Origin of the sequence: Paenibacillus tyrphae (genome assembly GCF_027925525.1) — a bacterium.
In the GTDB taxonomy this organism is placed as follows: Bacteria; Bacillota; Bacilli; order Paenibacillales; family NBRC-103111; genus Paenibacillus_G; species Paenibacillus_G tyrfis_B.
Genome location: NZ_BSDJ01000015.1, coordinates 128824 through 151089, shown reverse-complemented (window position 1 = coordinate 151089; position 22266 = coordinate 128824). Strand labels below are relative to the sequence as shown.

Here is a 22266-nt window from a genome sequence, read left to right as displayed (position 1 = left end):
TTAGCTGTCAGAATACATATTCTCGCAAAAGTATCTATGAATTTCTGATAGTGATTCAGGTACACAGTATAATGCATCCTTGACATGACTTCGATTTGAGTTTTTCTGTTTATGATGGGAATGTTTGAGTTTTAATAGAACATTCAATTTTTACTAGAAAAGCTTTAGCTGAGGCACAAACGTATTTTCCTCGAAAAAGCTTCGTTTCGAAGCTTTTCTTACCAACCGATCATTGGGGAGGGAATAAAGCTCTCCAATGATTCTTTTTTTTCGCTACTGTCGCTAATTGTATGTCTTCTATTCGACCCCTCGAAAAGATCGTATTTACTCTAGTTTTTATTATTTGAGGTGAACAGATTTTGGCTAAAATCATCGCCATAACCAACCAGAAGGGTGGGGTTGGCAAAACAACGACATCCGTCAACTTAGGCGCATCATTGGCATCATTGGGAAAGAAAGTGCTTCTTGTCGATATCGATCCGCAAGGAAATACGACAAGCGGACTTGGCATTAACAAAGCAGATGTCGTTCACTGTATTTACGACGTTCTTATTAACGATGTTCATCCGAAAGAAGCTATGGCCGACACGGCCTTGGAAAATTTGAAAATCATACCGGCTACCATTCAACTGGCCGGTGCGGAAATTGAGCTTGTCCCAACAATTTCCAGAGAACAGCGTTTGAAAAAATCACTGCAGTTAGTCAAACATATGTTCGATTATATTCTAATCGACTGTCCGCCATCCTTGGGGATATTGACTGTCAATTCATTAACGGCTGCCGACTCGGTAATTATTCCTATTCAATGTGAATATTATGCTCTGGAAGGGTTGAGCCAATTACTTAACACGGTTCGGTTGGTTCAAAAGCATCTCAATACGACGCTGCAAATTGAAGGCGTGCTGTTGACCATGTTCGATGCGAGAACGAACTTGGGCATGCAGGTCATTGAGGAAGTGAAAAAGTACTTCCAACAGAAGGTGTATCAGACAATCATACCAAGAAATATTAGATTGAGCGAGGCGCCCAGTCATGGTCAACCGATCATTACGTATGATCCGAAATCCAAAGGGGCAGAGGTATACTTGGAGTTGGCAAAGGAAGTGATCGGACTTTGAGCAAAAAAATTGGATTAGGTAAAGGACTGGATGCACTGTTGCCTGCATTGAGCATTAACGAAGACGATAAAGTAGTAGAAATTCCATTGGCTCAGCTTCGGCCAAACCCATATCAGCCTAGACGCAATTTCAACGATGAGACGATTCAGGAATTGGCTGATTCGATTAAAGAGCATGGTGTCATTCAGCCGATCATCGTTCGCAGTGTTCTTAAAGGATATGAAATTATTGCCGGTGAGCGAAGATTCCGTGCTTCTCAAGTTTGCGGAAAACCGACGATACCTGCGGTTGTGAAAAAATTCAGCGATCAGCAGGTTATGGAAATTGCATTAATCGAGAACGTTCAGCGCGAGGATTTGAATGCGCTGGAAATCGCGATAGCATATCAAGCGTTGATCGATCAGTTTAAACTGACGCAGGAAGAGCTGTCCTTAAAGGTAGGGAAGAGCCGTTCGCACATTGCAAACTTCCTCCGTCTGCTGCAGCTCCCGGAAGAAGTTAAAGAATATGTTTCACGTGGAACATTATCGATGGGGCATGCTAAAGCGATCGTAGGCTTGAAGGATAAGAAGGTCATTAAAGCGTTAGCCGATACTGCGATAAAAGAGCAATGGAGCGTTCGTGAGCTTGAAGAGGAAGTAAAGAAGCTGGAAGAAAAAGCGGATTCGAAAAAGATGAAGCTGAAGCCGAAACGTAAAGACCCGTACATTAATCAGTTGGAAGAAAGCTTGAGAGAAATGTACCGGACGACGGTAAAAATCAAACACAGCAATAACAAAGGGAAGATCGAGTTATTGTATTATTCAAAAGATGATTTGGATCGTCTGTTGGAGCTGCTCCAAGGGAAAACTTCCTAATGATGATGGTATAGCATACCCGGGTCATGCCTGATAAGTACAGGTTAAACTAGGTATGCTATATTTGTGTAACGGATCTGAATTGACAGTAGAGGTGAGAACAAATGTCGGTCATCTACTTGGATCATGCGGCATCTTCCTGGCCGAAGCCACCCGAAGTATTGAAAGCGATGCATGATTGCATGGAACAGTATGCTGCCAATCCAGGGAGAGGCAGTCATGAACTGGCTGTCAAGGCGAGTCGCGTATTGTTTGAAGGACGGAAGCAGTTGGCCAAGTTGTTCAATATCAAGAATCCTAATGATATCGCGTATGCTCACAATACAACTTTTGCCTTAAATCTGGCAATTAAAGGGTTTGTTAAAGAAGGAGATCACATTCTTTGTACGGCCGTCGAGCACAATTCCGTAAGAAGACCGCTGGAATATTTAAAGAGAACAAAAAATGTGCAAGTAACGTATGTGAAAACTGATGAGCAAGGACAGTTGAGCTTGGACGATGTGCGTCGTGAGATTAGACCGCAAACAAGCTTGATTGTAAGTACGCATAGCTCCAATCTGTTAGGCAGTATTATGCCGATCGAGGAATTGGGACAGCTGTGCAGACAACATCATATTAAGCTGCTGGTCGATGCTGCGCAAACGGCCGGGACGATGGAAGTCGATGTGCAGAAGCTGGGCATTCATATGCTTGCTTTCCCAGGACATAAGGGATTACTTGGACCACAAGGAACAGGGGGACTGTATATCGATCCTGAGATCGATCTGGAGCCGCTGCTGCATGGAGGTACCGGCAGTCAATCCGAAGCTGCGGAACAGCCTGACGTTCGGCCGGATCGGTATGAAGCCGGAACGCAAAATACGGTAGGGGTTGCCGGACTTGTGGAGGGCGTGAAGTACATACACAAGCAAACGGTAGAGCAAATTCACGCAAAAGAATGGAAGCTCACCCAAAGGATCATGAACGGATTGATGGAAATTGATGGAGTAACCACTTTAGGGCCGCAAATCGGGCAAAATAAAACAGGAATTGTTGCCTTTACCATCGCCGGCGCCGATTCGTCCGAAGTCGCTTTCATCCTGGATCAATCGTTTCATATTGCCGTTCGGGCCGGCTTCCATTGTACGCCGCTTGCTCATGAGATGGTCGGTACATTGGAACGCGGAGCTGTAAGGGCTAGTGTCGGTTGCTTTACGACGGAACAGGAAACGGATCAACTGCTCTATGCGGTTCGTGAAATTGCCAAGCATTTTAAATAGGTGAGCAGGAGGCTTTTAGCGTGGGGGATGTTGTACTGGAAATGCCTGTAGAGGTGCTGTTGTTCATCACAGCGGCCATCTCTTTGTTGTTTTTAATTCTTGTTATTGTATTGTGGTCAAAATTAAATAAGCTCCGCCGAAATTATAAAAGCATGTTGAACGGGACCGGGAGCTTAAATGTGGAACAGATCCTAATGGAGCTGCAGGAGAAAGGAAACGTTTTGCTGGAAAACGATAGCCGAAACGAACAGCAAATTCAAGCGATACGCCGGGACATGTCCACGATGAAATCGCATATCGGCGTACACCGGTACAATGCTTTTTCGGAAACGGGAAGCGATTTGAGCTTTTCTGTAGCGATCTTGGATGAACAGCAGACAGGAGTCGTGCTTTCGGGCATTCATGGTCGTGATGAAACGTATGTATATGCAAAGCCGATCGAGCAGGGTCAGTCCAAGTATGCGTTGTCCCCCGAAGAAAAGGAAGCGATTAATCGATCCTTACCAAAGAGGTAGGAGACCATTGCTGCTTGCCGCTGAATGCGGTTTGAAACGATTTGGCAATGACCTCAGCCATGCTCATGACCAGGCTCAACCGAGTGTTTTGCAGGACAAAGTACTCCATAAATCCGCCTACGTTCACAATACCGGTAACGTGCATGTGACCGACAGGAGGGAGCTCTTTGTTCACGCCGGCACCCGGTTTGACCGGACCATCGCCTACTTGGATATAGCCAACGCTGGTCAACTGGCCGAGGCAGGCATCGATCGCGATGACGAAAGGCTCGTTGAATTGCTGCTGAATCGTTGTTAAGGTTTCGTTCAGATTCATGGCGTGAACCGGATGCTCCAATGTACCGTATAGATGGAGGCCCTCTATGCCTTGCTTTTGAAGCTGACTTCCGACCAGTGGTCCGAGCGCATCGCCTGTGGAACGATCTGTGCCTACACATACGATGACGATGGGCTGTTGAGCTGGAATCGCTCGCAAAACAGCGCTTAGTTTATCTGAAAGCAGGTCGATGCTGTTCGCTTCGGAGTGCATAATTTTTAAAGTTTCGCTGGCTTTAGGCTTATGAGCATCTCTCTGAAAGGGTAGTTTCATAGGAACGCCTCCTGCGGAAAAGGGTAGAGTGACAATCGGAAACGCCAGAAAATGGGCTGTTACTAGTATACGGTTGCTAGGAACGAAATATACGCGGAGCAGAAAAAAATAGAAAGGGGGTGGGAAGGGTGCTGCTCATGGCTTTCGATTCAACACAGCAAGCTCTGAGGGCGGAAATGCTCCTCGATTATGCGGATATCGAAAACGATATGTGTCCTACCCCCAAAGAAATTACGGCTGGATGCGCGTTATCGCTGGAATTTCAGGAGGAGGATCTTCCGGAGGTTAAGCGCATTATTAAAGAAGAACGGGTAGATATCCACGGGCTCTATAGTAAAGAGGACGGGCATTATGTTAACATAGAGTTGTAAGGTGGGAGATCTTAATGGATGAAATGCTGAAGGAAAGTGGTTTATCCACATGGGGACAATTTCAAGAAAAACTGATTAACTATGTTTCCAACCCTGAATTGTGGACAGGATTGCTGTTCACCGTCATTAAAATCATACTGATTTTTATCGCGGCGAGGGTGATCATTAAGGTTGCGGAAAAAGCGCTGCAGCATATGATGATGGCACGGGATAAAGGGCCGATCAAGTTCGATGCGAGACGTTCGAAAACAGTAGGCAAGCTCGTGGGAAATATTATTACTTACGTTGTTAACTTTATTATGATCTTGATGATTTTGAGTCAATTTCAAGTAAATCTTGGACCGGTCTTAGCTGGGGCTGGGGTCGTTGGGTTGGCGATCGGCTTCGGTGCGCAAAGCTTGGTGAAGGACGTCATCACCGGATTTTTCATTATTTTTGAAGATCAGTTTGCGGTAGGCGACGTTATTCAGGTGGGCAATTACAAAGGAACCGTTGAAGAGATCGGCCTGCGGGTAACCCGGGTGAAGAGCTGGACAGGGGAAGTTCACATCATTCCGAACGGGACGATTGTGCAAGTTACTAACTTTTCTGTCAATAACTCGCTTGCCATCATTGATGTCTCGGTATCGTATGAAACGGATATCGATTTTGCGATGAAAATTCTTGAGGATACCGTCAAAACATTTTATGATACAAGTGTGGAAATGGTAAAAGAGCCGGAAGTGCTCGGGATTCAAATGATGGGAGCATCGGAAATTACGCTACGGATTACGGCGGAGTGCAAGCCTAACCAGCAGTCCGGGGTAGCAAGGAAGCTGAATGCGGAGATCAAAAAAGCGTTCGAGGCCAACGGGATTCAAATTCCTTATCCACGGATGATCACTTATCATAGAACGGAAAAGGCGGAATCGTGATGGAGAAGAAGCAGTATCAGTTAGGCGACGTCGTACAGATGAAGAAGCCGCATCCGTGCGGTACGAATGAGATGGAGATTATCCGGATGGGAATGGATATTCGCATCAAGTGTGTCGGGTGCAAGCACAGCGTGCTCGTTCCCCGTTCCAAGTTCGAGAGCAAGCTGAAAAAAGTGCTTCGTTCCACCGCGCCGGCTGAAGATTCTGCAGCAACGGATGAGGGAGAAGCTTGATCGCTGGTAAATATTAAAAAGCACTTGCATACATGCGGGTGTGTATGCTATTATATTTCTTGTCCCTTTAATGCGGAAAGGTACCCAAGAGGCCCAAGGGGGCTGACTCGAAATCAGCTAGGCGGCGCAAGCCGTGCGTGGGTTCGAATCCCACTCTTTCCGCCATAACTATAAAAACGAGACGACCGCAGGGTCGTTTTTTTTGTTTGTGTGGAAAGTGGGATAGGACAGCATCCCAATCGGCAAGACGCTTTAACCACTTTTCCGGCTACATAAGAAAATCCCCGTATTCAGGACTTTATGTCACTGCTACGGGGATTTTGCGTTATCGTCGTCAGATGCATATTCAAGCAGGTCTCCGGGTGTGCAATCCAATGCTTTACACATCAAATTAAGTACCTCAACGCTTATTGCTTTAACGTGTTACGGAGTCTCTACTTCCTTATTATCCGGTATGTATTCAATTATGTCGGATATCGTTATTTTACGAGTAATGCCTTGTTCGCGCGCAATTGTATTTAATGTATCAAGTAAATTAACCAATGTATGAATCTCGATTCGTTTTGTTTCTCCGCTCACTAAATCTAATACTGTGGCCGGCCGCGTTTTTGACTCGACAGCCAATTTATTCCTCGTAATTCCTAACTCTTCAATAGTTCTACCAAGGTTAAATCGTACTTTCTCCGTCATTTGTTACGCTCCTTAGTTTGCATCCTTCTTGTATTATAACGTAACTAAACGAGGCGGGGAAAACTTTTTAAATATTACTATTGACGCATTACTTCAGAAGTAATATTATATACCTCAGAAGTACTACTGTAGAAGTATTATACGCTAATGAACAAGGGGGAAGAAAGATTATGCTCAAACGAATTAAAATGGTGATTGAGCAAGGGGAAAACGAATTCGAGTTAGTTGATGCTTATTTGACTCCAGATGGATCGCACGCGTTTTATATTTATGAAGGAACTATTCACTACACGATAGCCGTCCGGACGCAAAACGAACGAGTTTATGTTGAAAGTCAGGTATCGATGCAATTAGGGGATACGATCCGCGGCGAGGTGACCATTTATGATTTACATGATAAATTGATCGGTATGAGTGCATACCAGCTTTTAAATTTTCATGTCATTCACCAAATGGATGATCTCAAATTAATAAACGAAAACTAAAGTTGAAAATGCGATGAATAGGGGAGGGGACCCGGCAGAAGACCAAGCGACAACAAGAGGACGAAAAAGGAACCAAGTCAAGGTTCCTTTATCTTTACGTCATATATTATTAGGATACTTAAATCTTCTGGTACCAGCTTTAGAGGACTCATTTCCCATCCTTCGTCCGTCGGTAGACGGAGAAACGGTCAACGGCATAACCGATAATCGTCCACGAAAGAACGGTGAACAGATAAAGCGGCCAAGGATTGATATTGGTGTAGGTGAAGATCGGGTAAAACCAGGCGGGCACGCTGAGCGAATAGAAGAGAAGATAAACCGGATCGTATTCGTGTCCGATATAATGGATAAAGCACAGCACAATGCCCACAATGGTTAAGATTTTCGTATATTTATAGCGCATCGGTTGCGCCTCCTTTGTCCAAGTTGCAGAAGAAGCAGGCTCCCCGCCGATCATCCATCCGGAAGGGAGCGAGCTGGTTTAGCCGCGAAACAGCTTTTTCCACTTGCGGTTATGGTTCGTTGTTTCCGGGAAGGGATCTCCCTTTTTTAAATTGACGATCTTCGGATTATTAATGCCCATATGAAAGGCATTCTCGCCGACTTCCATATATTCGCCGTCGTTCGGCGCTTTGTCTCCCGGACGGAACTGACTCCATTCCCCCACAACAAGCCACCTCCTGTACTTAAATCTGATGTTAGATTTTCCATAAAGCTTCGGAAGCATGCGGGCTAATAATTGCCAGAACACCGTATAAAAAGGGACGCAGCTTGCGGATTTTGCTTGCGTTGAGTGCTCGATTTTGCTATAGTATTATGGTGCGAGTTTGGATATTATCGATTCTCGCTCCTTGCTCCTGACGGTACAAGCCGACTCAGGGGCCGTTAGTCCAAAAGGAGGTGGCAACATGCGCAAATACGAAGTGATGTACATCATCCGTCCTGACCTGGAACAGGAAGCTGTTCAGGCTACGGTGGAGAAGTTCCAAAACATCATCAACAACGGTGGCGAAATTACGAAACACGACCTGATGGGTAAGCGCCGTCTTGCGTATGAGATCAACAAGCTGCGTGACGGTCATTATGTGTTGGTTCATTTCAACGCAACCAATGAAGTCATTAGCGAGCTTGACCGCGTAATGAAGATTTCCGACGAAATCATTCGTTACCTGATCGTTAGAGACGTAGCTTAAGGCTTCGTGCCGTAATTGAGTTTGTTGACAACGAGCATCGTCTGACGACGCGGCCGTTGCAACGATCCGGGAGGGAATGCGGATGTTGAATCGTGTAATTCTGATCGGAAGGCTGACACGTGATCCCGAATTACGTTATACGCCGGCAGGTGTAGCTGTAACCCAGTTTACGCTTGCGGTAGACCGCCCCTTCACAAGCAACCAAGGGCAGCGGGAAGCGGATTTCATTCCGGTCGTAACTTGGCGCCAGCTTGCGGAGACTTGCGCAAACTACCTTCGCAAAGGGCGTTTGGCTGCAGTCGAAGGCCGTATTCAAGTACGCAACTACGACAACAATGAAGGCCGTCGCGTCTATGTGACGGAGATCATTGCGGACAATGTGCGTTTCTTGGAATCCGCGAACAGCGCAAACCGCGACGATAGCGGTATGGGCATGAGCGGCGGCGGCGGTGGCAACAGTGGCGGCGGGAACCGCGGAAGCTACGGCGGAGGACGCGAACAACAGGATCCTTTCCAGGATGACGGCAGACCGATCGACATTTCCGATGATGATTTGCCGTTCTAGCGATAGAGCGGTAGGACAATCTACGTAGAAAGGACTGAAAACAAGTGGAACAAAGAGAGAGACGTAATCCGGAAGAGCGCGGCGAAAGAAAGTTCGGCGGTCGCGGCAAAAAAGGCGGCAAGCGCCGGAAAGTGTGCTACTTCACGGTTAACAAAATTACGCACATCGACTACAAAGACATCGAAACGCTCAAGAAGTTCATCAGCGAGCGCGGTAAGATTCTTCCTCGTCGTGTGACAGGTACTTCCGCTAAATATCAGCGTATGCTGACCGTTGCGATCAAACGCGCGCGTCAAGTAGCACTGCTGCCTTATACAACGGAATAGAAAGATTGGAAAAAGACAGCTGGTATCCTACCGACTGTCTTTTTCTATATCCTCTTCAAGATGCTCTTCAGATCCTGCATGCCTAATCTGAACCGGAGGACGATGAACCTTGATGCATTATGGCCTGCAAAACATGTTCTACAAATACATATGGTCGGCAAACTGGTGGAATCAAGGGGCGAAGGATGCGGCAGCTTCTCATCTCAATCTTCACTGCCAGAAGCGCGATAGCGCTGCGTTTCAAGTGCTGGTTAGCTCGGACCGGGACGAGTTCCTGTTGACTATCGGTGGGGATGCGATTCTGGGCAAAAGCGGCCCGATTAAGATCGTACGCTGCGAGGTAGAGACTGACGCGCCATGTGAGGTGGAGGTCAGGCTGATCGGCTTGATCGAAGACGACGACCGGACGCTCAAGTCCGATGTGCTGCTGGAGGACCAGCATGCTTATGTGCAGAAGAGAAAAATTCAACCGCTTTGGATCGAGCTGCATGCGGGGGAGTCGGCTGCGGCCGGAACGTACGGCGGGAAGGTGAAATTTTACGCGCATTCGATGTTCGAGGACGAGGTGCTGGAGCGGGAGCTGACATTCAGCTTGACGATCGGCGACCGCGTGCTGCCGGACTCGCGGGAATATTCGTTTTACTTGGATCTATGGCAGCATAACTGCAATATTGCCCGGAAATACAATGTGGCCTACTGGTCGGACGAGCATTTTGCGATTCTGGACTCCTATCTGCACAGCTTAGGCCAGCTCGGGCAAAAAGCGCTGACCCTGATCGTCTCCGAGGAGCCATGGTGCGGCCAGCGCTCGTTCATCGACGCGGAACCGTCCGATTTGAATGAATACAGCATCGTGCCCGTCGTGAAGCGCTGCTCCGGCGAGTTCGAGTACGATTTTTCCCGGTTGGACCGGTATGTCGAGCTTGGGGAGAAGCACGGCATTCGCGAGGAACTGGAGATTTTCGGCCTGATTAACGTGTGGGAGCACGAGGAGGAAGGCTTCGGAAGCATCGTGCAGGACTACCCTGATGCCATCCGCGTTCGTTATTACGACGAAGCAGAGGGAAGCTATAAGTTCATCCGCGATCAAAACGAGCTTGCGGCTTATGTGCAGGCGCTGGAGCGGCATTTTGTCGAAAAGGGATGGATCGATCGGGTGCGGGTCGTAGCCGACGAGCCGGAGGATTTCGATTTGTTCGCCAAGCGGATGGCGTGTCTTCGGGAGATGGCGCCTGCTTTCCAATACAAGGCAGCGATTCATCAAAGCGAATTTATTCGCAAAGGGGTCCAAGGCATCGTCGATTATGTGCCGATTCTGGACTGTGCGGCGGGCGAGTTACAGCAGCTGATGCAGGTGCGGTCGGAGGCGAAAGGACGGATGATGTATTACGTCTGCTGCGTGCCGGACAAGCCGAATACGTTTCTTGGCTCGCCGGCGATCGAATCGAGGGTCATTCCTTGGTTGGCGGAAAGGCTGCGGATGGACGGATTTTTGCGGTGGAATTACACCGTTTGGCCGGACAACCCGCTCGAAAAGCTGTCTTACCGGCCTTCGTTATGGAAGGCGGGGGATACGAACTTCGTTTATCCCGGCAAAGGGGGCCGGCCGCTGCTGTCGCTTCGTTACAAATGGCTGCAGCGGGGGATCCGGGACTTCGAGTACATGCAGCTGCTCAAGCGAAGCGGGCTTAAGGAACACGTGGAACAAGCGCTGCAGCGCGTTTTCAAGTTCGATCATCCGGCGCAATTATGTCCCGATTCGGGAAAAACGGCAGAGCAATTATACAGTTTTCATCCGGAGGATTACGATCGGCTTTACATGTAAATGGCGCCAACCACAGGCTTAAGGGCTTGTGGTTTTTGTTTATCCCGGCGCGTCCGGCACGATTTTTCTTCGGGGCTTGTCTCATGATATGATGGAAGGGAGGACCGCCCGGCGCCCGGTGTCGGGGGTCAAGTAAGAGGAAAGTAGGGAGATCCGTTGAATATTGCATTTTTCCTTGTCCCGAAGGACGATGTCATTTATTTTTCCCCTCATCATACGATGCGTCAAGCGCTGGAGCGCATGGAATATCACCGGTATTCGGCTGTTCCGCTCGTGGACGATCACGGCAAGTATGTCGGCACGATTACGGAAGGGGACTTGCTCTGGAAGCTGAAGCATTCGCCGGAGATCGGCTTCGAGAATGCGCATAAGGTGCAGCTCAAAGACGTGCCGCAGCATATGACGATCCATCCGGTGAGAATTAACCAGCAGATGCAGGATCTGATCACGTTGGCCACCAACCAGAACTTCGTACCGGTACTCGACGACAACGAGGTGTTCATCGGCATTATCCGCCGTCGCGAAATCATCGATTATTGCTTCAAGCTGTGGCAGTCGGAACAAAAGGTGTAAAAATGTGTTATAATTAACGAAAGCGTCTGGGTAAGGGGAGAAGCGGCCATGTCCAATCTGGATCGTGACATCGATTTGGCGAAACGGGCCAAAATCATCGAATGGCTCAAAACCGAACTGGTCGATCAGCTGGCTCATCTGCTTAAGGGCATGTGGGAAGGCAGCCATGCCAAAATCGTTGACGGGCTGTCCAGTCTTATCGCCTGCTGCTATATCCTGGGAAGACGGCTCGGCATCTCTTCGCGCAGTTTGGATGAAGCGGTATTGGATAAAATGAAAAAGCACCGCGAAGAAGGACATCAATTGGAAGAGTGGTATGGCGACATATCCGCTGTGGAAGATCATTTGCGTAAGAGGTGAACTGCTTGGAAGGAACCCAAAAACCGCGTATGCTCGGGTGGAGCATTGCGTATATCATTTTGCTTTTATCGATCTTTTTGCCGCCGCTGAGCTTGATTACGGCCGCTCTGCTGATGGTGCCGGTGCTGATCATGTATGTGAAGCTCGGAACCCGCCGGTTTTTGGTTCATTACGTCGTTAGCTTGGCTGTCGTATATTTCGTCGCCTCGCTGCTAGCCGGATGGCTCGGGGCGCTGCTCGTCTCGGTGTCGATCTTTTTCCTGCCGCCGGTCATTCAGATGGGCAATCTGTACAAAAAGCGGGCCGCGGCGCGAACGGTGCTAACGGCAGGAACGCTTACTTTGCTTGGCGAGCTGCTGCTCACTCTGGTCGTCTGCTTCATGTTCGGCCTGAATCCGGTCGGCAGCATGAAACGCTTTATGATGGAGAGCGTGCAGACGCTGCCGGCTCAGGTGCAGAGCATCATGGCCATCGATATGGACACTTTGGTGCAGCTGATGGTACAGATGCTGCCGTTGTATATGATCGGCTTTTCGCTGTTCTACGTCGTCATATCGCACTGGCTGGCGCGCAAGGTGCTGGTACGCTCGGGCGAGTCGATTCCGGCGTTTAAACCGATTAAGGATTGGATGCTGCCCAAATCGTTCGTCTGGCTGTATCTGCTTGCGCTCATCCTGGAGATGTTCGTGAAGGATTCGCGCTCGATGATCTTCACTGTGCTTCTTAACCTGCTTCCGCTGCTGATGGCGGCGTTTGCGATTCAGGCGATAGCTTTTTTATTTTTCGTTGCGCATGTGAAACGATGGAACAAAACGCTGCCGATTGTGGGCATTCTTCTTCTGCTATTCTTCCCGCCGGCTTACTTTATGTTCAGCTTGCTGGGCGTCTTCGACGTAGCTTTTCCAATCCGCGACCGCATGACCAGCAAATGACTTATCTTAGGGATTAGGAGCGAATGAAATGCCGAAGTTCCTGTTGAAGCGTTGGCACGGAATGCATATCGTATGGATTTTTGCGCTGCTTACGGTGCTGATCCTCATTCTTTTCTTGTACTCGTGGATCATCAGCGTGATCGCGCTGGTTCTGTGCGGCATTCTGGGGTACTACACCTTGCAGGCGGAACAGGCGTTCCGTAAGGATTTGAACGAATACGTCAGTACGCTGTCCCATCGGGTCAAGCGGGCGGGGAGCGAGGTCATCCACGAGCTGCCGCTGGGGATTCTCTTGTATAACGAGGATAAGATCATCGAATGGCACAACCCGTTCGTCGCGAAAATGCTCGGCAAAGATTCGCTGATCGGCGAGTCGGTCAACGAGATGTTCCCCGTGCTCAAAACCCGCAAGGACAAAGAGCTCAAGCTTGAAATGACGATCGACAAGCAGATTTATGAAGTGCAGGTCCGCCCGGATGAGCGGCTGCTTTATTTTACGGATATCACGGCGCTGAAATCGCTGCAGCTCCGTTATGAGGAAGAGAAGCTGGCGGTCGGCCTCGTCATGATGGACAATCTTGACGAGGCGACGCAGGGGCTGGACGACCAGACGCGCAGCATCATGATGGCTAAAGTGACGGGCGAGATCACCGAATGGGCGCAAAAGCATCAAATGTACCTGCGCCGGACGGCGTCGGACCGTTATCTTGTCATGATGGACCAAAAAGGGCTGAAGGCGCTCGAGCAGTCGCGCTTTGAGATTCTCGACGAGGTGCGGGACATCACGATCGAAAACAAGCTGCCGATGACGCTGAGTATCGGCATTGCCACGGGCACGTCGTCGCTCACTGAGCTCGGCCATTGGGCGCAGACGAGCTTGGATATGGCGCTCGGGCGCGGCGGCGATCAGGCGGCCGTGAAGGTCGGGGAGCGGCTGTCGTTCTACGGCGGCCGGACGAATGCGATCGAGAAGCGGACGCGGGTGCGGGCCCGGGTCATTTCCCATGCGCTGCGGGACTTGATCAAGGATTGCGACAAGGTCGTGATCATGGGGCACCGGATGCCGGACATGGATGCGATCGGCGCGGCCATCGGGGTGCTCAAGATGGCGCACGTCAGCAACAAGGAAGGCTATATCGTGCTGGAAGGGGTCAACCCTTCCATCCAGAAGCTGATGGAGACGGTATACGAGGACGAGAAGCTAAACCGGTGGTTCATTACGCCGGATCAGGCGATGCAGATTACGAATTCGCGCACGCTTGCGGTCATTGTCGATACGCACCGGGCCTCGATGACGCCGGAGCCGAGGCTGTTGCAGCTCACGCCGCGCAAAGTGGTGGTCGACCATCACCGCCGCAGCGAGGACTTCATCCACGACGCCACGCTCGTCTATATGGAACCGTACGCTTCGTCCACCTGCGAGCTGGTGACGGAGCTGCTGCAATATTTCCACGAGCGGCTGACGATGGGCGTGCTGGAGGCGACGGCGCTGCTGTCCGGCATCATGGTCGATACGAGAAGCTTCAGCCTGCGCACGGGCGCGCGGACGTTCGAAGCCGCGTCGTTCCTGCGGCGGAGCGGGGCAGATTCTTCATTAATTCAGCGGCTGCTGAAGGAGGATCTGGAGCATTACATTCAGAAGGCGGACGTGATCAAGAACGCCGTCGTGATCTTCGACCATATTGCGCTTGCGGTGAATGAGCCGGGACGTAAATATTCACAGTTGCTCATTGCCCAAGTTGCTGATACATTGTTAACTATGACAGGAATTATGGCGTCGTTCGTCATCAGCGAGCGGCCGGATGGCCTGATCGGCATCAGCGCGAGATCGCTTGGCGAGATGAACGTCCAAGTCGTGATGGAGCGGATGGGCGGCGGCGGCCATTTGACCAATGCGGCTACGCAATTGGAAGGTACGCTTGCGGAGGCTACGCAGCGATTAAAGCAAATACTTAGCGAGATTCATGCGGAGGAGGGGTTGTTCGAATGAAAGTCATTTTGTTGAAGGACGTCAAAGGCCAAGGAAAGAAAGGCGAAGTAAAAGAGGTTTCCGAAGGCTACGCGACGAATTTCTTATTTAAACAGCAGTTGGCCGCGCCGGCCAGCGATGCGGCGATGAAGACGCTGGAGCAGCAGAAGAAGGCCGAGGATCGTAAAAAAGCGCAGGAGAAAGCCGACGCGCAGGAGCTCGGCAAGAAGCTCGGCGAGCTGACGGTTCAGCTGAAAGCAAAATCCGGAGCGGACGGCCGCTTGTTCGGTGCCGTATCGAACAAGCAGGTAGCGGAAGCGCTGGAAAAGCAGGGGATCAAGCTGGATAAGCGCAAAATCGTAATGGATGAGCCGATCCGCACGCTCGGCGTGACCGAGGTGATCGTTAAGCTGCATCCGGAAGTGACCTCTAAGCTGAAGGTTCACGTGGTGGAAGAATAGATCGGCCTGACCGATGATTATACGGTATTTTTGGGGAAATGACAGTGCAGGAGCGGGCGGTGAAAAGCAGCCGGCTCCTGCGTCGTTATAAGGCAGTATCCAGTGGGGAGGATAACGGATGAACGAGAGTTTGTTTATGGATCGCATCCCTCCGCAAAATTTGGAAGCCGAGCAGGCGGTGCTCGGCGCTATTTTGCTTGACGGCGACGCGCTGGTCACGGCGATGGAGCGGGTGACGAGCGACGACTTCTACCGCGGCTCGCACCAGCGCATCTTCGAAGCGATGATCGAAATTGCGGAGGCGAACGAGCCGGTCGATTTGGTCACGCTAACGGCCCGGCTGCAGGATAAGAAGCAGCTGGAGGAAGTCGGCGGTATCAGCTATTTGTCGGAGCTCGCCAATGCGGTGCCGACGGCAGCCAACGTCGATTACTACGCGCAGATCGTGGAAGAGAAGTCGATGCTCCGCCGCCTGATCCGCGCCGCGACCCAGATCGTCACGAACGGGTATTCCGGCGAGGACGAAGTGGGAATGCTGCTCAGCGACGCCGAGCAGCGGATTATGGAGATTTCGCAGGCACGTTCGGGGTCCGGCTTTATTGCGATCAAAGACGTGCTAATGGAGGTTTTCGACAAGGTCGAGTTCCTCTTTAACCAGAAGGGGAGCACGACGGGAGTCCGTTCCGGCTTTGCCGATCTCGACAAGATGACGTCCGGATTTCAGCGTTCGGACCTCATTATTGTAGCGGCGCGTCCTTCGGTAGGGAAAACCGCCTTCGCCCTGAACATCGCGCAGAACGTCGGGGTGCGGGAAAAGGAAACCGTGGCCATCTTCAGTCTCGAGATGGGCGCGGCCCAGCTCGTGCAGCGGATGATCTGTGCGGAGGCGAACGTGGACGCCGGCCGGATGCGGACGGGCTTTCTGGAGCCGGATGATTGGGAGAAGCTGACGATGGCGATCGGATCGTTGTCGGAGGCGAATATCTACATCGACGATTCGCCGTCCGTCACGGTGGCGGACATTCGGGCGAAGTGCCGCAGGCTGAAGAAGGAGAAGGGCCTCGGCATGATTCTGATCGACTACCTGCAGCTGATTCACGGCCGAGGCAAGGGCGATAACCGGCAGCAGGAAGTATCGGAAATTTCGCGTACGCTGAAGCAAATCGCGCGTGAGCTGGACGTGCCGGTCATTGCACTGTCGCAGCTCAGCCGGGGCGTAGAGCAGCGGCAGGACAAGCGGCCGATGATGTCCGACCTTCGGGAATCCGGTTCGATCGAGCAGGACGCCGATATCGTGGCGTTCCTGTACCGGGACGACTACTATGATAAGGAATCCGAGAAGAAGAACATCATCGAGATCATTATCGCCAAGCAGCGGAACGGTCCGGTCGGAACGGTGGAGCTGGCGTTTCTTAAAAATTACAACAAATTCGTCAATCTCGACCGGTCGCATCAGGAGATGGCGATGGCGCGTTAACGGCTTGGCGGCTTCCGGGATGTGGTTTTTGTTGCACGGGGAACATTTTTTTGCGGAAGTTGGTTTAAGCTAGCATAAAGGACGGCATCCTGCGGTAGAATACGCGCAGGTGCCGTTTTTTTGTGTTAGGAAGGGTTTATCAATGTTTTCCGAACAATGATGGGCAATGGATTATAATTGTTCGTTTTTATTGACTTTGCGCTAGTCAACTGCTAAACTAGTCATGGTGCGTTGCACCGTAAAGGCTAATATTAGGTGGTTTCCCACCTCACGGGGGTAGTGAAGATGTCAACGGTAGTGGTTGTCGGAACCCAATGGGGAGACGAAGGAAAAGGAAAGATTACCGACTTTCTGGCAGAGTCCGCTGAGGTTGTCGCGCGCTATCAGGGCGGGAACAACGCAGGACACACCATTCTCATTAACGATAAAAAGTATAAGCTGACGATGATTCCTTCCGGCATTTTTTATGAAGATAAAGTATGCGTCATCGGCAACGGGATGGTTATTAATCCGGGTGCGTTGCTTGAAGAAATCCGCTATATTCACGAGAACGGCTTTACAACGAAAAACCTGCGCATCAGCGACCGCGCGCATGTTATCATGCCGTATCATTTGCTGCTCGATGGTCTGGAAGAAGAGCGCAAAGGCGATAACAAAATCGGCACGACCCGCAAAGGGATCGGCCCTTGCTATATGGACAAAGCGGCGCGCAACGGCGTCCGGATTGCCGATCTGATGGACGCGGAAGAATTCGAGAGCAAAGTGCGCCGTCTCGTCGCCGAGAAGAACACGCTCATCGAGCAAGTGTACGGCTCCAAAGGGATCGACGCCGACTCGATCATTCAGGAATACCTCGGATACGCCGAGCAGCTTCGTCCTTACGTCACCGATACGTCGGTCGTCTTGAACGACCTGATCGACGCCGACAAGAAGGTGCTGTTCGAAGGGGCGCAGGGCGTCATGCTCGACATCGACCAAGGCACGTATCCGTTCGTTACTTCGTCGAACCCTTCGGCGGGCGGCGTCTGCATCGGTTCGGGCGTCGGTCCTTCGAAGATTCAGCAAATCGTCGGCGTGGCCAAATCGTATACGACGCGCGTAGGCGACGGTCCGTTCCCGACTGAGCTGATGAACGAAACCGGTGACTGGATTCGCGAGCGAGGCAACGAGTATGGTACTGTAACCGGCAGACCGCGCCGCGTCGGTTGGTTCGACAGCGTCGTCGTCCGTCACGCCCGCCGGGTGAGCGGCATCACGGGCTTGTCCTTGAACTCGCTCGACGTGCTCGCTGGTCTGGAAACGGTCAAAATTTGCACCGCCTATACTTACCGCGGCGAGACGATCAGTCATTACCCGGCAAGCCTGAAAATGCTCGCTGAGTGCCAGCCGGTGTACGAAGAGCTTCCAGGCTGGAGCGAAGACTTGTCCGGTGTCCGCAAGCTTGAGGATCTGCCGGAGAACGCCAGACGTTACCTTGAGCGCGTATCCGAGCTGACAGGCATTCCGATCGCGATTTTCTCGGTTGGCCGCAACCGCGAGCAAACGAATCTGGTGAAGCCGATTTATTAATTCTTATGATGAAATAGGTAACCCCTCGAACCGTTCTTGACTCATGACGGTGGCGAGGGGTTTTTCATGCCCGCATTTGCATTTTTTCCCCGGCGTCCCTGGTTGGTTTCCCAGAAAAAGGTCAATACTGTGAATAGAGTAACAGAAGGCAAGATGGGAGATGTCCGGGATGAAATGGCTGATAGGGATCGCGAAGCTGGCGGTTAGTGCGGTAGTAACCTCGCTTTGTTGTATGGTGCTGACGTTCGCCGCTGCCAATACTTATGTGGACTTATTGCTCGACCAATATCATATTCCGCGCCCAGCTGGTCAAAAGATCGAATGGGGCACTTTCATGAGCCGATTCACGGCGCAGTTAGGGCTTGGCGCGGGGGGCGGGAGTGGCGTGCCTGCAAAGCCTAAGGACTTGGCCGTTTCCGTGCCTCCGGCTGGCAATACGCCTTCCTCCTCGGAAGCCGGCACGAAAGAACGCACGCAGACGGACGGCAAAACGACGGCCCCAGGCAGCGGTAAGGCGAACGATGACCCTTATAAGGTGCCGGAGGATGCGGCCGCCGTCTGGAGCCGTCAATCCGGGAAGACGAGCGGCAAGCAGGATAGTCTCACGGAGCAGGACCGGAAGGTCGTGGTCTCGAGCGAGGAAGTGACGAAGAAGAAGGAGCAGTTGTCCGAAGCGGACAAGGCGAAAATCTTTTCCCTAATGGTCTCGCGTGTGCCGCAGGAAGACATGCAGACGATATCCAAGCTGATGGAGGACGGCATTACGGCCGGCGAGCTGAAGGAAATCGAGCGGCTTCTTCAAAAATCGTTGAAGTCTGACGAGTATAAGCAATTGATGGATTTAATTCAAAAGGAAACGCCCTGACGAGAGCAGGGCGTTTATTTTTTCCTCGTTCCGTATTCCTCTATTCAATGGACCCCCCGAAGCGGGTCACCGTTTCTTCGGCCTGTCGAATCCGCGATGATTCGACAACGACCTGCAGCAAGCAGCCGGGACTTTCGGCTATTGACAAATGAGATAGTCCGCCGCCCAGAAGGGATGTTGGCATCGGCTGATGCGGTTCCACCCCCGGCTCGATCTGGAGATCGACGACGCCCTGCTTGCGCAGCGCATCTATGGCTTGCTGCAGGTCATGTTCGCTTCGGAAAGCCGCCGTAAAATTTTCCATCGATTGTCTTCACACTCCTGTCACTTTCTCCACCTTCATGTGGGATAAGATACGATTTTGTTGAAATCGGTAAAGTCAATGTGGTAAATTTATAAAGTAGTTTTTAACCCATTGGGTTATTGTCCCTTTTTTTAGTGTTTTTATGTGCACATCGTAAGCGAACCTGTGAACGTACGCCCAGACAACATGAGACTATAGACTTAGAGAAAAAAACGTGTCATCAGGAAAAGCATCGCATCCGTCGGTCTTAAGGCCGGGGGAAGCTGAGGTTCGAATGCGGCAAAAAACGGCTTAAAAGGAGAAGAAAATGAAATTTTTCAAAGGAACGGATCGACTCAAAGGCCTGTTGGACAAGCTTCGCACTCCAAGGTCTGCGGATCGGTCGAATAGTTTGGATAAAAGCGTAAAGCCAGCGGCGTTGTCGGAAGTACCGGGAGCGACAGCGCTTGAACGGATGAAAAACCGAATTATTTTACATAAATGGATGGTTATCAAATCGGTCTCTGCGCTGGGCTTGATGGCGGCGGTTGTTGTTAGCGGACATGAATTGGTCGAAGCCAATATGAACGAGTATTATCAGGTATATGCGAACGGAGACCTGATCGGAATCGTATCCGATCCTTCCAAGGTCGAGGAATATAAACAAAAGAAGCGGGAACAGCTGTCCAAGAGCGAGGCCGATCTTCGGATGGTCGTAACGGAACCGAAGCTCGAATTAACGCCTGAAAGGGTTTTCAACCACAATACAGAGGATCAAGCCGTGCTTGATAAGCTCGGCGGCTATTTCTCCTCGTACCCGGTCGGCATGCAGCTTGTGGTGGACGGCAAGCCGATGGGGATCGTGAAGGACGAAGCGACGGCGAAGACGGTGCTGGACCAAATCAAGAACAATGCGATCGCATCGATGCAAACGAAGAAAATGTCGGGGCGCGTAAGCATTTTGTCGGCATCGCCCGCGGCGGGTACACCCGTGCAGACGGAGCTGCAAAAAGCGGACTTCGTGCAAAAGGTCGATCTTCAGGAAGTGAAGATTGAGCCGAAGCAGCTGGTGAATCCGGAGGATCTGCGCAAAAAGCTGGAGACCGGCGATGTTCAGCCGACGAAATATACGGTGGAGAAGGGCGATTGCGTCTCGTGCATCGCAAAGAAGCTGGATATTCCGAAGCAGGTCATTTATCAGAACAATCCCACGATCAGCGACGATATGATCAAGGTCGGCCAGCAGCTCGACTTGACGGTCTTGAAGCCGACGCTTGCCGTGCGGACGGTCGAAAAAGTGGTGGAAAACCAAGAGATCGCCTACGAGACCGAAGTGAAGCAGGATGACAATATGCGTCTCGGCGAGTCCGAGGTATTGAGTCCCGGTAAGAACGGTCTCAAGAAAATGACCTATCAGCTTACGAAAGTAAACGGTCTGTTGGAGGCGGAAACGGTCTTAAGCGAAGAGATCGTTCAACAGCCGGTCAAAGCCGTCGTGAAGAAAGGCACCAAAGTGATCAAAGGCGAAGGAACGGGTAAATTCGCTTGGCCGGTACAGTCGGCATCGATTTCAAGCACGTTCGGCACCCGTTGGGGCGCGTTCCATAAGGGTGTCGATTTGACCGGCAACCGCAACATTATGGCGTCGGATAACGGCAAAGTCGTGTTTGCCGGCGAGAAAAGCGGATATGGCAACTGCATTATCATCGATCATATGAACGGCTACCGCACGCTGTACGGCCATTTGAACCAGATCAATACGAGCGTCGGCAAGATCGTCGAGAAGGGCGAGAAGATCGGTTATATGGGCAGCACCGGAGATTCGACGGGCGTGCATCTGCACTTCGAGGTGCAGAAGAACGAAACGCCGGAGAATCCGCTGAAGTATTTGAACCAATAAGAAGGCTAGAGAGATAGAGGGGCATGGAAGTCACAGGAAACCTGGGCTTCCGTGTCTCTTTTTGCTTCAGGATGTGGTAAAATAATAGAATAGCTTACCATGGATAGGATATCGTTGACATTCGGCCGCGCGAAGCAAAGAGCGTAGTACGGATGCAACGCAGTCTCTGACAGGCGGTGAACGAAGCATGGCCAAAATTCTCGTCGTCGACGATGAACAGCCGATTGCAGATATATTGAAATTCAACTTGGAAAAAGAAGGCCACGAGGTCATCTGCGCCTATGATGGTGCGGCGGCCGTGGATCTTGCCTATTCCGAAAACCCGGACCTGATTCTGCTCGACCTGATGCTGCCGGTCAAGGACGGTATGGACGTCTGCCGGGAAGTACGGGTGAAGCTGAACACGCCGATCATCATGCTGACGGCGAAGGATAACGAAATCGACAAGGTGCTCGGTTTGGAGCTTGGAGCCGACGATTACGTGACGAAGCCGTTCGGCACGCGCGAGCTGTTGGCCCGGGTGAAAGCGCATTTGCGCCGTCATACGAAGTCGGCAGTGCCGGCGGCAGCCCAAGCGCAGCCGAACGAAGAAGAAGCCCGGCAAGGGCTGCGTATCCAGAGCTTGTTTATCGATACGGACATGTATGTCGTATATAAGGACGACGTTCCGCTCGATTTGACACACCGGGAATTCGAGCTGGTGCAGTACATGGCCAAGAACAGCGGCAAAGTCATGACGCGGGAGCATCTGCTTCAAGCGGTATGGGGCTTCGAGTATTTCGGCGATGTGCGGACGGTCGACGTGACGATCCGCAGACTGCGCGAGAAGCTGGAGGACGATCCGAGTCGTCCGGAGTACATCATTACCCGGCGCGGGCTCGGGTACATGATGCGCAATTCGAAAGCAAGCGCCGGCGGCTACTAAGCAGAGGCCGAG

General features: G+C 51.2%; 28 protein-coding genes and 1 tRNA gene. 23 read left to right on the top strand and 6 right to left on the bottom strand.

All coding sequences use genetic code 11. The features are described 5' to 3' along the window. Positions 1-359 precede the first annotated feature (359 nt). The 4 genes from QMG93_RS19475 to QMG93_RS19460 all read left to right on the top strand — a co-directional run bounded on the left by QMG93_RS19475 (position 360) and on the right by QMG93_RS19460 (position 3749). Positions 360-1118, top strand: coding sequence for a ParA family protein (locus tag QMG93_RS19475; RefSeq protein ID WP_281939318.1), 759 nt, complete (start codon positions 360-362; stop codon positions 1116-1118). Further along, positions 1115-1975 (top strand): ParB/RepB/Spo0J family partition protein, encoded by an 861-nt coding sequence (locus QMG93_RS19470; protein WP_054975171.1) that lies wholly within the window; start codon positions 1115-1117, stop codon positions 1973-1975. Before QMG93_RS19475 ends, QMG93_RS19470 begins: the two co-directional genes overlap by 4 nt. A gap of 104 nt (positions 1976-2079) precedes the next feature. Beyond that, positions 2080-3234, top strand: a complete 1155-nt coding sequence (locus tag QMG93_RS19465; protein ID WP_281939316.1) for an aminotransferase class V-fold PLP-dependent enzyme — start codon at positions 2080-2082, stop codon at positions 3232-3234. A gap of 20 nt (positions 3235-3254) precedes the next feature. After that, positions 3255-3749, top strand: a complete 495-nt coding sequence (locus QMG93_RS19460; RefSeq protein WP_281939314.1) for a DUF4446 family protein — start codon at positions 3255-3257, stop codon at positions 3747-3749. Here QMG93_RS19460 and yyaC read toward each other — a convergent pair. Continuing rightward, the gene (gene yyaC, locus QMG93_RS19455; RefSeq protein WP_281939312.1) at positions 3724-4338 is read right to left on the bottom strand and encodes a spore protease YyaC; all 615 of its coding nucleotides are present in this window, start codon (positions 4336-4338) and stop codon (positions 3724-3726) included. The two genes, QMG93_RS19460 and yyaC, sit on opposite strands and share 26 nt — an antisense overlap. A gap of 128 nt (positions 4339-4466) precedes the next feature. Between yyaC and QMG93_RS19450 the strand changes: the two genes are divergently transcribed. The 4 genes from QMG93_RS19450 to QMG93_RS19435 all read left to right on the top strand — a co-directional run bounded on the left by QMG93_RS19450 (position 4467) and on the right by QMG93_RS19435 (position 6021). Beyond that, entirely contained in the window at positions 4467-4709 is a 243-nt protein-coding gene (locus tag QMG93_RS19450) for a DUF3343 domain-containing protein (RefSeq protein ID WP_281939309.1), read from the top strand. A 14-nt stretch (positions 4710-4723) separates the two neighbouring features. Beyond that, positions 4724-5623, top strand: coding sequence for a mechanosensitive ion channel family protein (locus QMG93_RS19445; RefSeq protein WP_281939307.1), 900 nt, complete (start codon positions 4724-4726; stop codon positions 5621-5623). After that, a complete protein-coding gene (locus tag QMG93_RS19440; RefSeq protein ID WP_281939305.1) occupies positions 5623-5856 on the top strand; it encodes a DUF951 domain-containing protein in 234 nt (77 codons plus the stop codon). The genes QMG93_RS19445 and QMG93_RS19440 overlap by 1 nt, the downstream gene beginning before the upstream one ends. A 74-nt stretch (positions 5857-5930) precedes the next feature. After that, positions 5931-6021: transfer RNA gene (locus tag QMG93_RS19435), tRNA-Ser, on the top strand. Positions 6022-6165: 144 nt separating this feature from the next. Here QMG93_RS19435 and QMG93_RS19430 read toward each other — a convergent pair. Together QMG93_RS19430 and QMG93_RS19425 are read right to left on the bottom strand one after the other, a co-directional pair. Then, on the bottom strand, positions 6166-6267 hold the full coding sequence (locus QMG93_RS19430) for a helix-turn-helix domain-containing protein (protein WP_281939344.1): 102 nt from the start codon (positions 6265-6267) through the stop codon (positions 6166-6168). Positions 6268-6279: 12 nt separating this feature from the next. Then, positions 6280-6546: a helix-turn-helix domain-containing protein gene (locus QMG93_RS19425; RefSeq protein WP_281939304.1), complete on the bottom strand. Its 267-nt coding sequence runs from the start codon at positions 6544-6546 to the stop codon at positions 6280-6282. Positions 6547-6716: 170 nt separating this feature from the next. Here QMG93_RS19425 and QMG93_RS19420 point away from each other — a divergent pair, with 170 nt between their 5' ends. Continuing rightward, entirely contained in the window at positions 6717-7031 is a 315-nt protein-coding gene (locus QMG93_RS19420) for a hypothetical protein (protein WP_281939302.1), read from the top strand. 148 nt (positions 7032-7179) lie between these two features. Here QMG93_RS19420 and QMG93_RS19415 read toward each other — a convergent pair whose 3' ends face one another. After that, positions 7180-7434, bottom strand: coding sequence for a hypothetical protein (locus tag QMG93_RS19415; RefSeq protein ID WP_281939300.1), 255 nt, complete (start codon positions 7432-7434; stop codon positions 7180-7182). A gap of 78 nt (positions 7435-7512) precedes the next feature. Further along, entirely contained in the window at positions 7513-7698 is a 186-nt protein-coding gene (locus QMG93_RS19410; RefSeq protein ID WP_163852889.1) for a YjzC family protein, read from the bottom strand. 241 nt (positions 7699-7939) lie between these two features. Between QMG93_RS19410 and rpsF the strand changes: the two genes are divergently transcribed. From rpsF to QMG93_RS19350, 12 genes are all read left to right on the top strand, one after another. Further along, entirely contained in the window at positions 7940-8224 is a 285-nt protein-coding gene (rpsF, locus tag QMG93_RS19405) for a 30S ribosomal protein S6 (RefSeq protein WP_036691811.1), read from the top strand. 82 nt (positions 8225-8306) lie between these two features. Next, complete coding sequence (gene ssb / locus QMG93_RS19400) at positions 8307-8789, top strand: single-stranded DNA-binding protein (protein ID WP_281939295.1); 483 nt, start codon at positions 8307-8309, stop codon at positions 8787-8789. Positions 8790-8833: 44 nt separating this feature from the next. Then, positions 8834-9115, top strand: coding sequence for a 30S ribosomal protein S18 (rpsR, locus tag QMG93_RS19395; protein ID WP_010501571.1), 282 nt, complete (start codon positions 8834-8836; stop codon positions 9113-9115). Between the two features lie 112 nt (positions 9116-9227). Then, positions 9228-10940: a DUF4091 domain-containing protein gene (locus tag QMG93_RS19390; RefSeq protein WP_281939342.1), complete on the top strand. Its 1713-nt coding sequence runs from the start codon at positions 9228-9230 to the stop codon at positions 10938-10940. 156 nt (positions 10941-11096) lie between these two features. Continuing rightward, positions 11097-11513, top strand: a complete 417-nt coding sequence (locus tag QMG93_RS19385) for a CBS domain-containing protein (RefSeq protein ID WP_054975162.1) — start codon at positions 11097-11099, stop codon at positions 11511-11513. 48 nt (positions 11514-11561) lie between these two features. Next, on the top strand, positions 11562-11873 hold the full coding sequence (locus tag QMG93_RS19380) for a MazG-like family protein (RefSeq protein ID WP_281939291.1): 312 nt from the start codon (positions 11562-11564) through the stop codon (positions 11871-11873). Beyond that, entirely contained in the window at positions 11870-12805 is a 936-nt protein-coding gene (locus tag QMG93_RS19375; protein ID WP_281939289.1) for a DUF2232 domain-containing protein, read from the top strand. Before QMG93_RS19380 ends, QMG93_RS19375 begins: the two co-directional genes overlap by 4 nt. Before the next feature lie 28 nt (positions 12806-12833). After that, a complete protein-coding gene (locus tag QMG93_RS19370; RefSeq protein WP_281939287.1) occupies positions 12834-14795 on the top strand; it encodes a DHH family phosphoesterase in 1962 nt (653 codons plus the stop codon). Further along, a complete protein-coding gene (rplI, locus tag QMG93_RS19365) occupies positions 14792-15235 on the top strand; it encodes a 50S ribosomal protein L9 (protein ID WP_281939285.1) in 444 nt (147 codons plus the stop codon). Before QMG93_RS19370 ends, rplI begins: the two co-directional genes overlap by 4 nt. A 118-nt stretch (positions 15236-15353) precedes the next feature. Beyond that, on the top strand, positions 15354-16712 hold the full coding sequence (dnaB, locus tag QMG93_RS19360; RefSeq protein ID WP_063182403.1) for a replicative DNA helicase: 1359 nt from the start codon (positions 15354-15356) through the stop codon (positions 16710-16712). A gap of 285 nt (positions 16713-16997) precedes the next feature. Further along, positions 16998-18281, top strand: coding sequence for an adenylosuccinate synthase (locus tag QMG93_RS19355; protein ID WP_281939283.1), 1284 nt, complete (start codon positions 16998-17000; stop codon positions 18279-18281). A 169-nt stretch (positions 18282-18450) separates the two neighbouring features. Beyond that, a complete protein-coding gene (locus QMG93_RS19350) occupies positions 18451-19146 on the top strand; it encodes a hypothetical protein (RefSeq protein WP_281939281.1) in 696 nt (231 codons plus the stop codon). A 40-nt stretch (positions 19147-19186) separates the two neighbouring features. On the opposite strand, the gene QMG93_RS19345 is transcribed toward QMG93_RS19350, so the two are convergent. Then, positions 19187-19450, bottom strand: coding sequence for a hypothetical protein (locus tag QMG93_RS19345; protein ID WP_281939280.1), 264 nt, complete (start codon positions 19448-19450; stop codon positions 19187-19189). 307 nt (positions 19451-19757) lie between these two features. Here QMG93_RS19345 and QMG93_RS19340 point away from each other — a divergent pair, with 307 nt between their 5' ends. Together QMG93_RS19340 and yycF are read left to right on the top strand one after the other, a co-directional pair. After that, complete coding sequence (locus tag QMG93_RS19340) at positions 19758-21329, top strand: M23 family metallopeptidase (RefSeq protein WP_281939278.1); 1572 nt, start codon at positions 19758-19760, stop codon at positions 21327-21329. A gap of 187 nt (positions 21330-21516) precedes the next feature. Further along, positions 21517-22254, top strand: a complete 738-nt coding sequence (yycF, locus tag QMG93_RS19335) for a response regulator YycF (protein WP_281939276.1) — start codon at positions 21517-21519, stop codon at positions 22252-22254. The last annotated feature ends 12 nt before the right edge of the window (positions 22255-22266 follow it).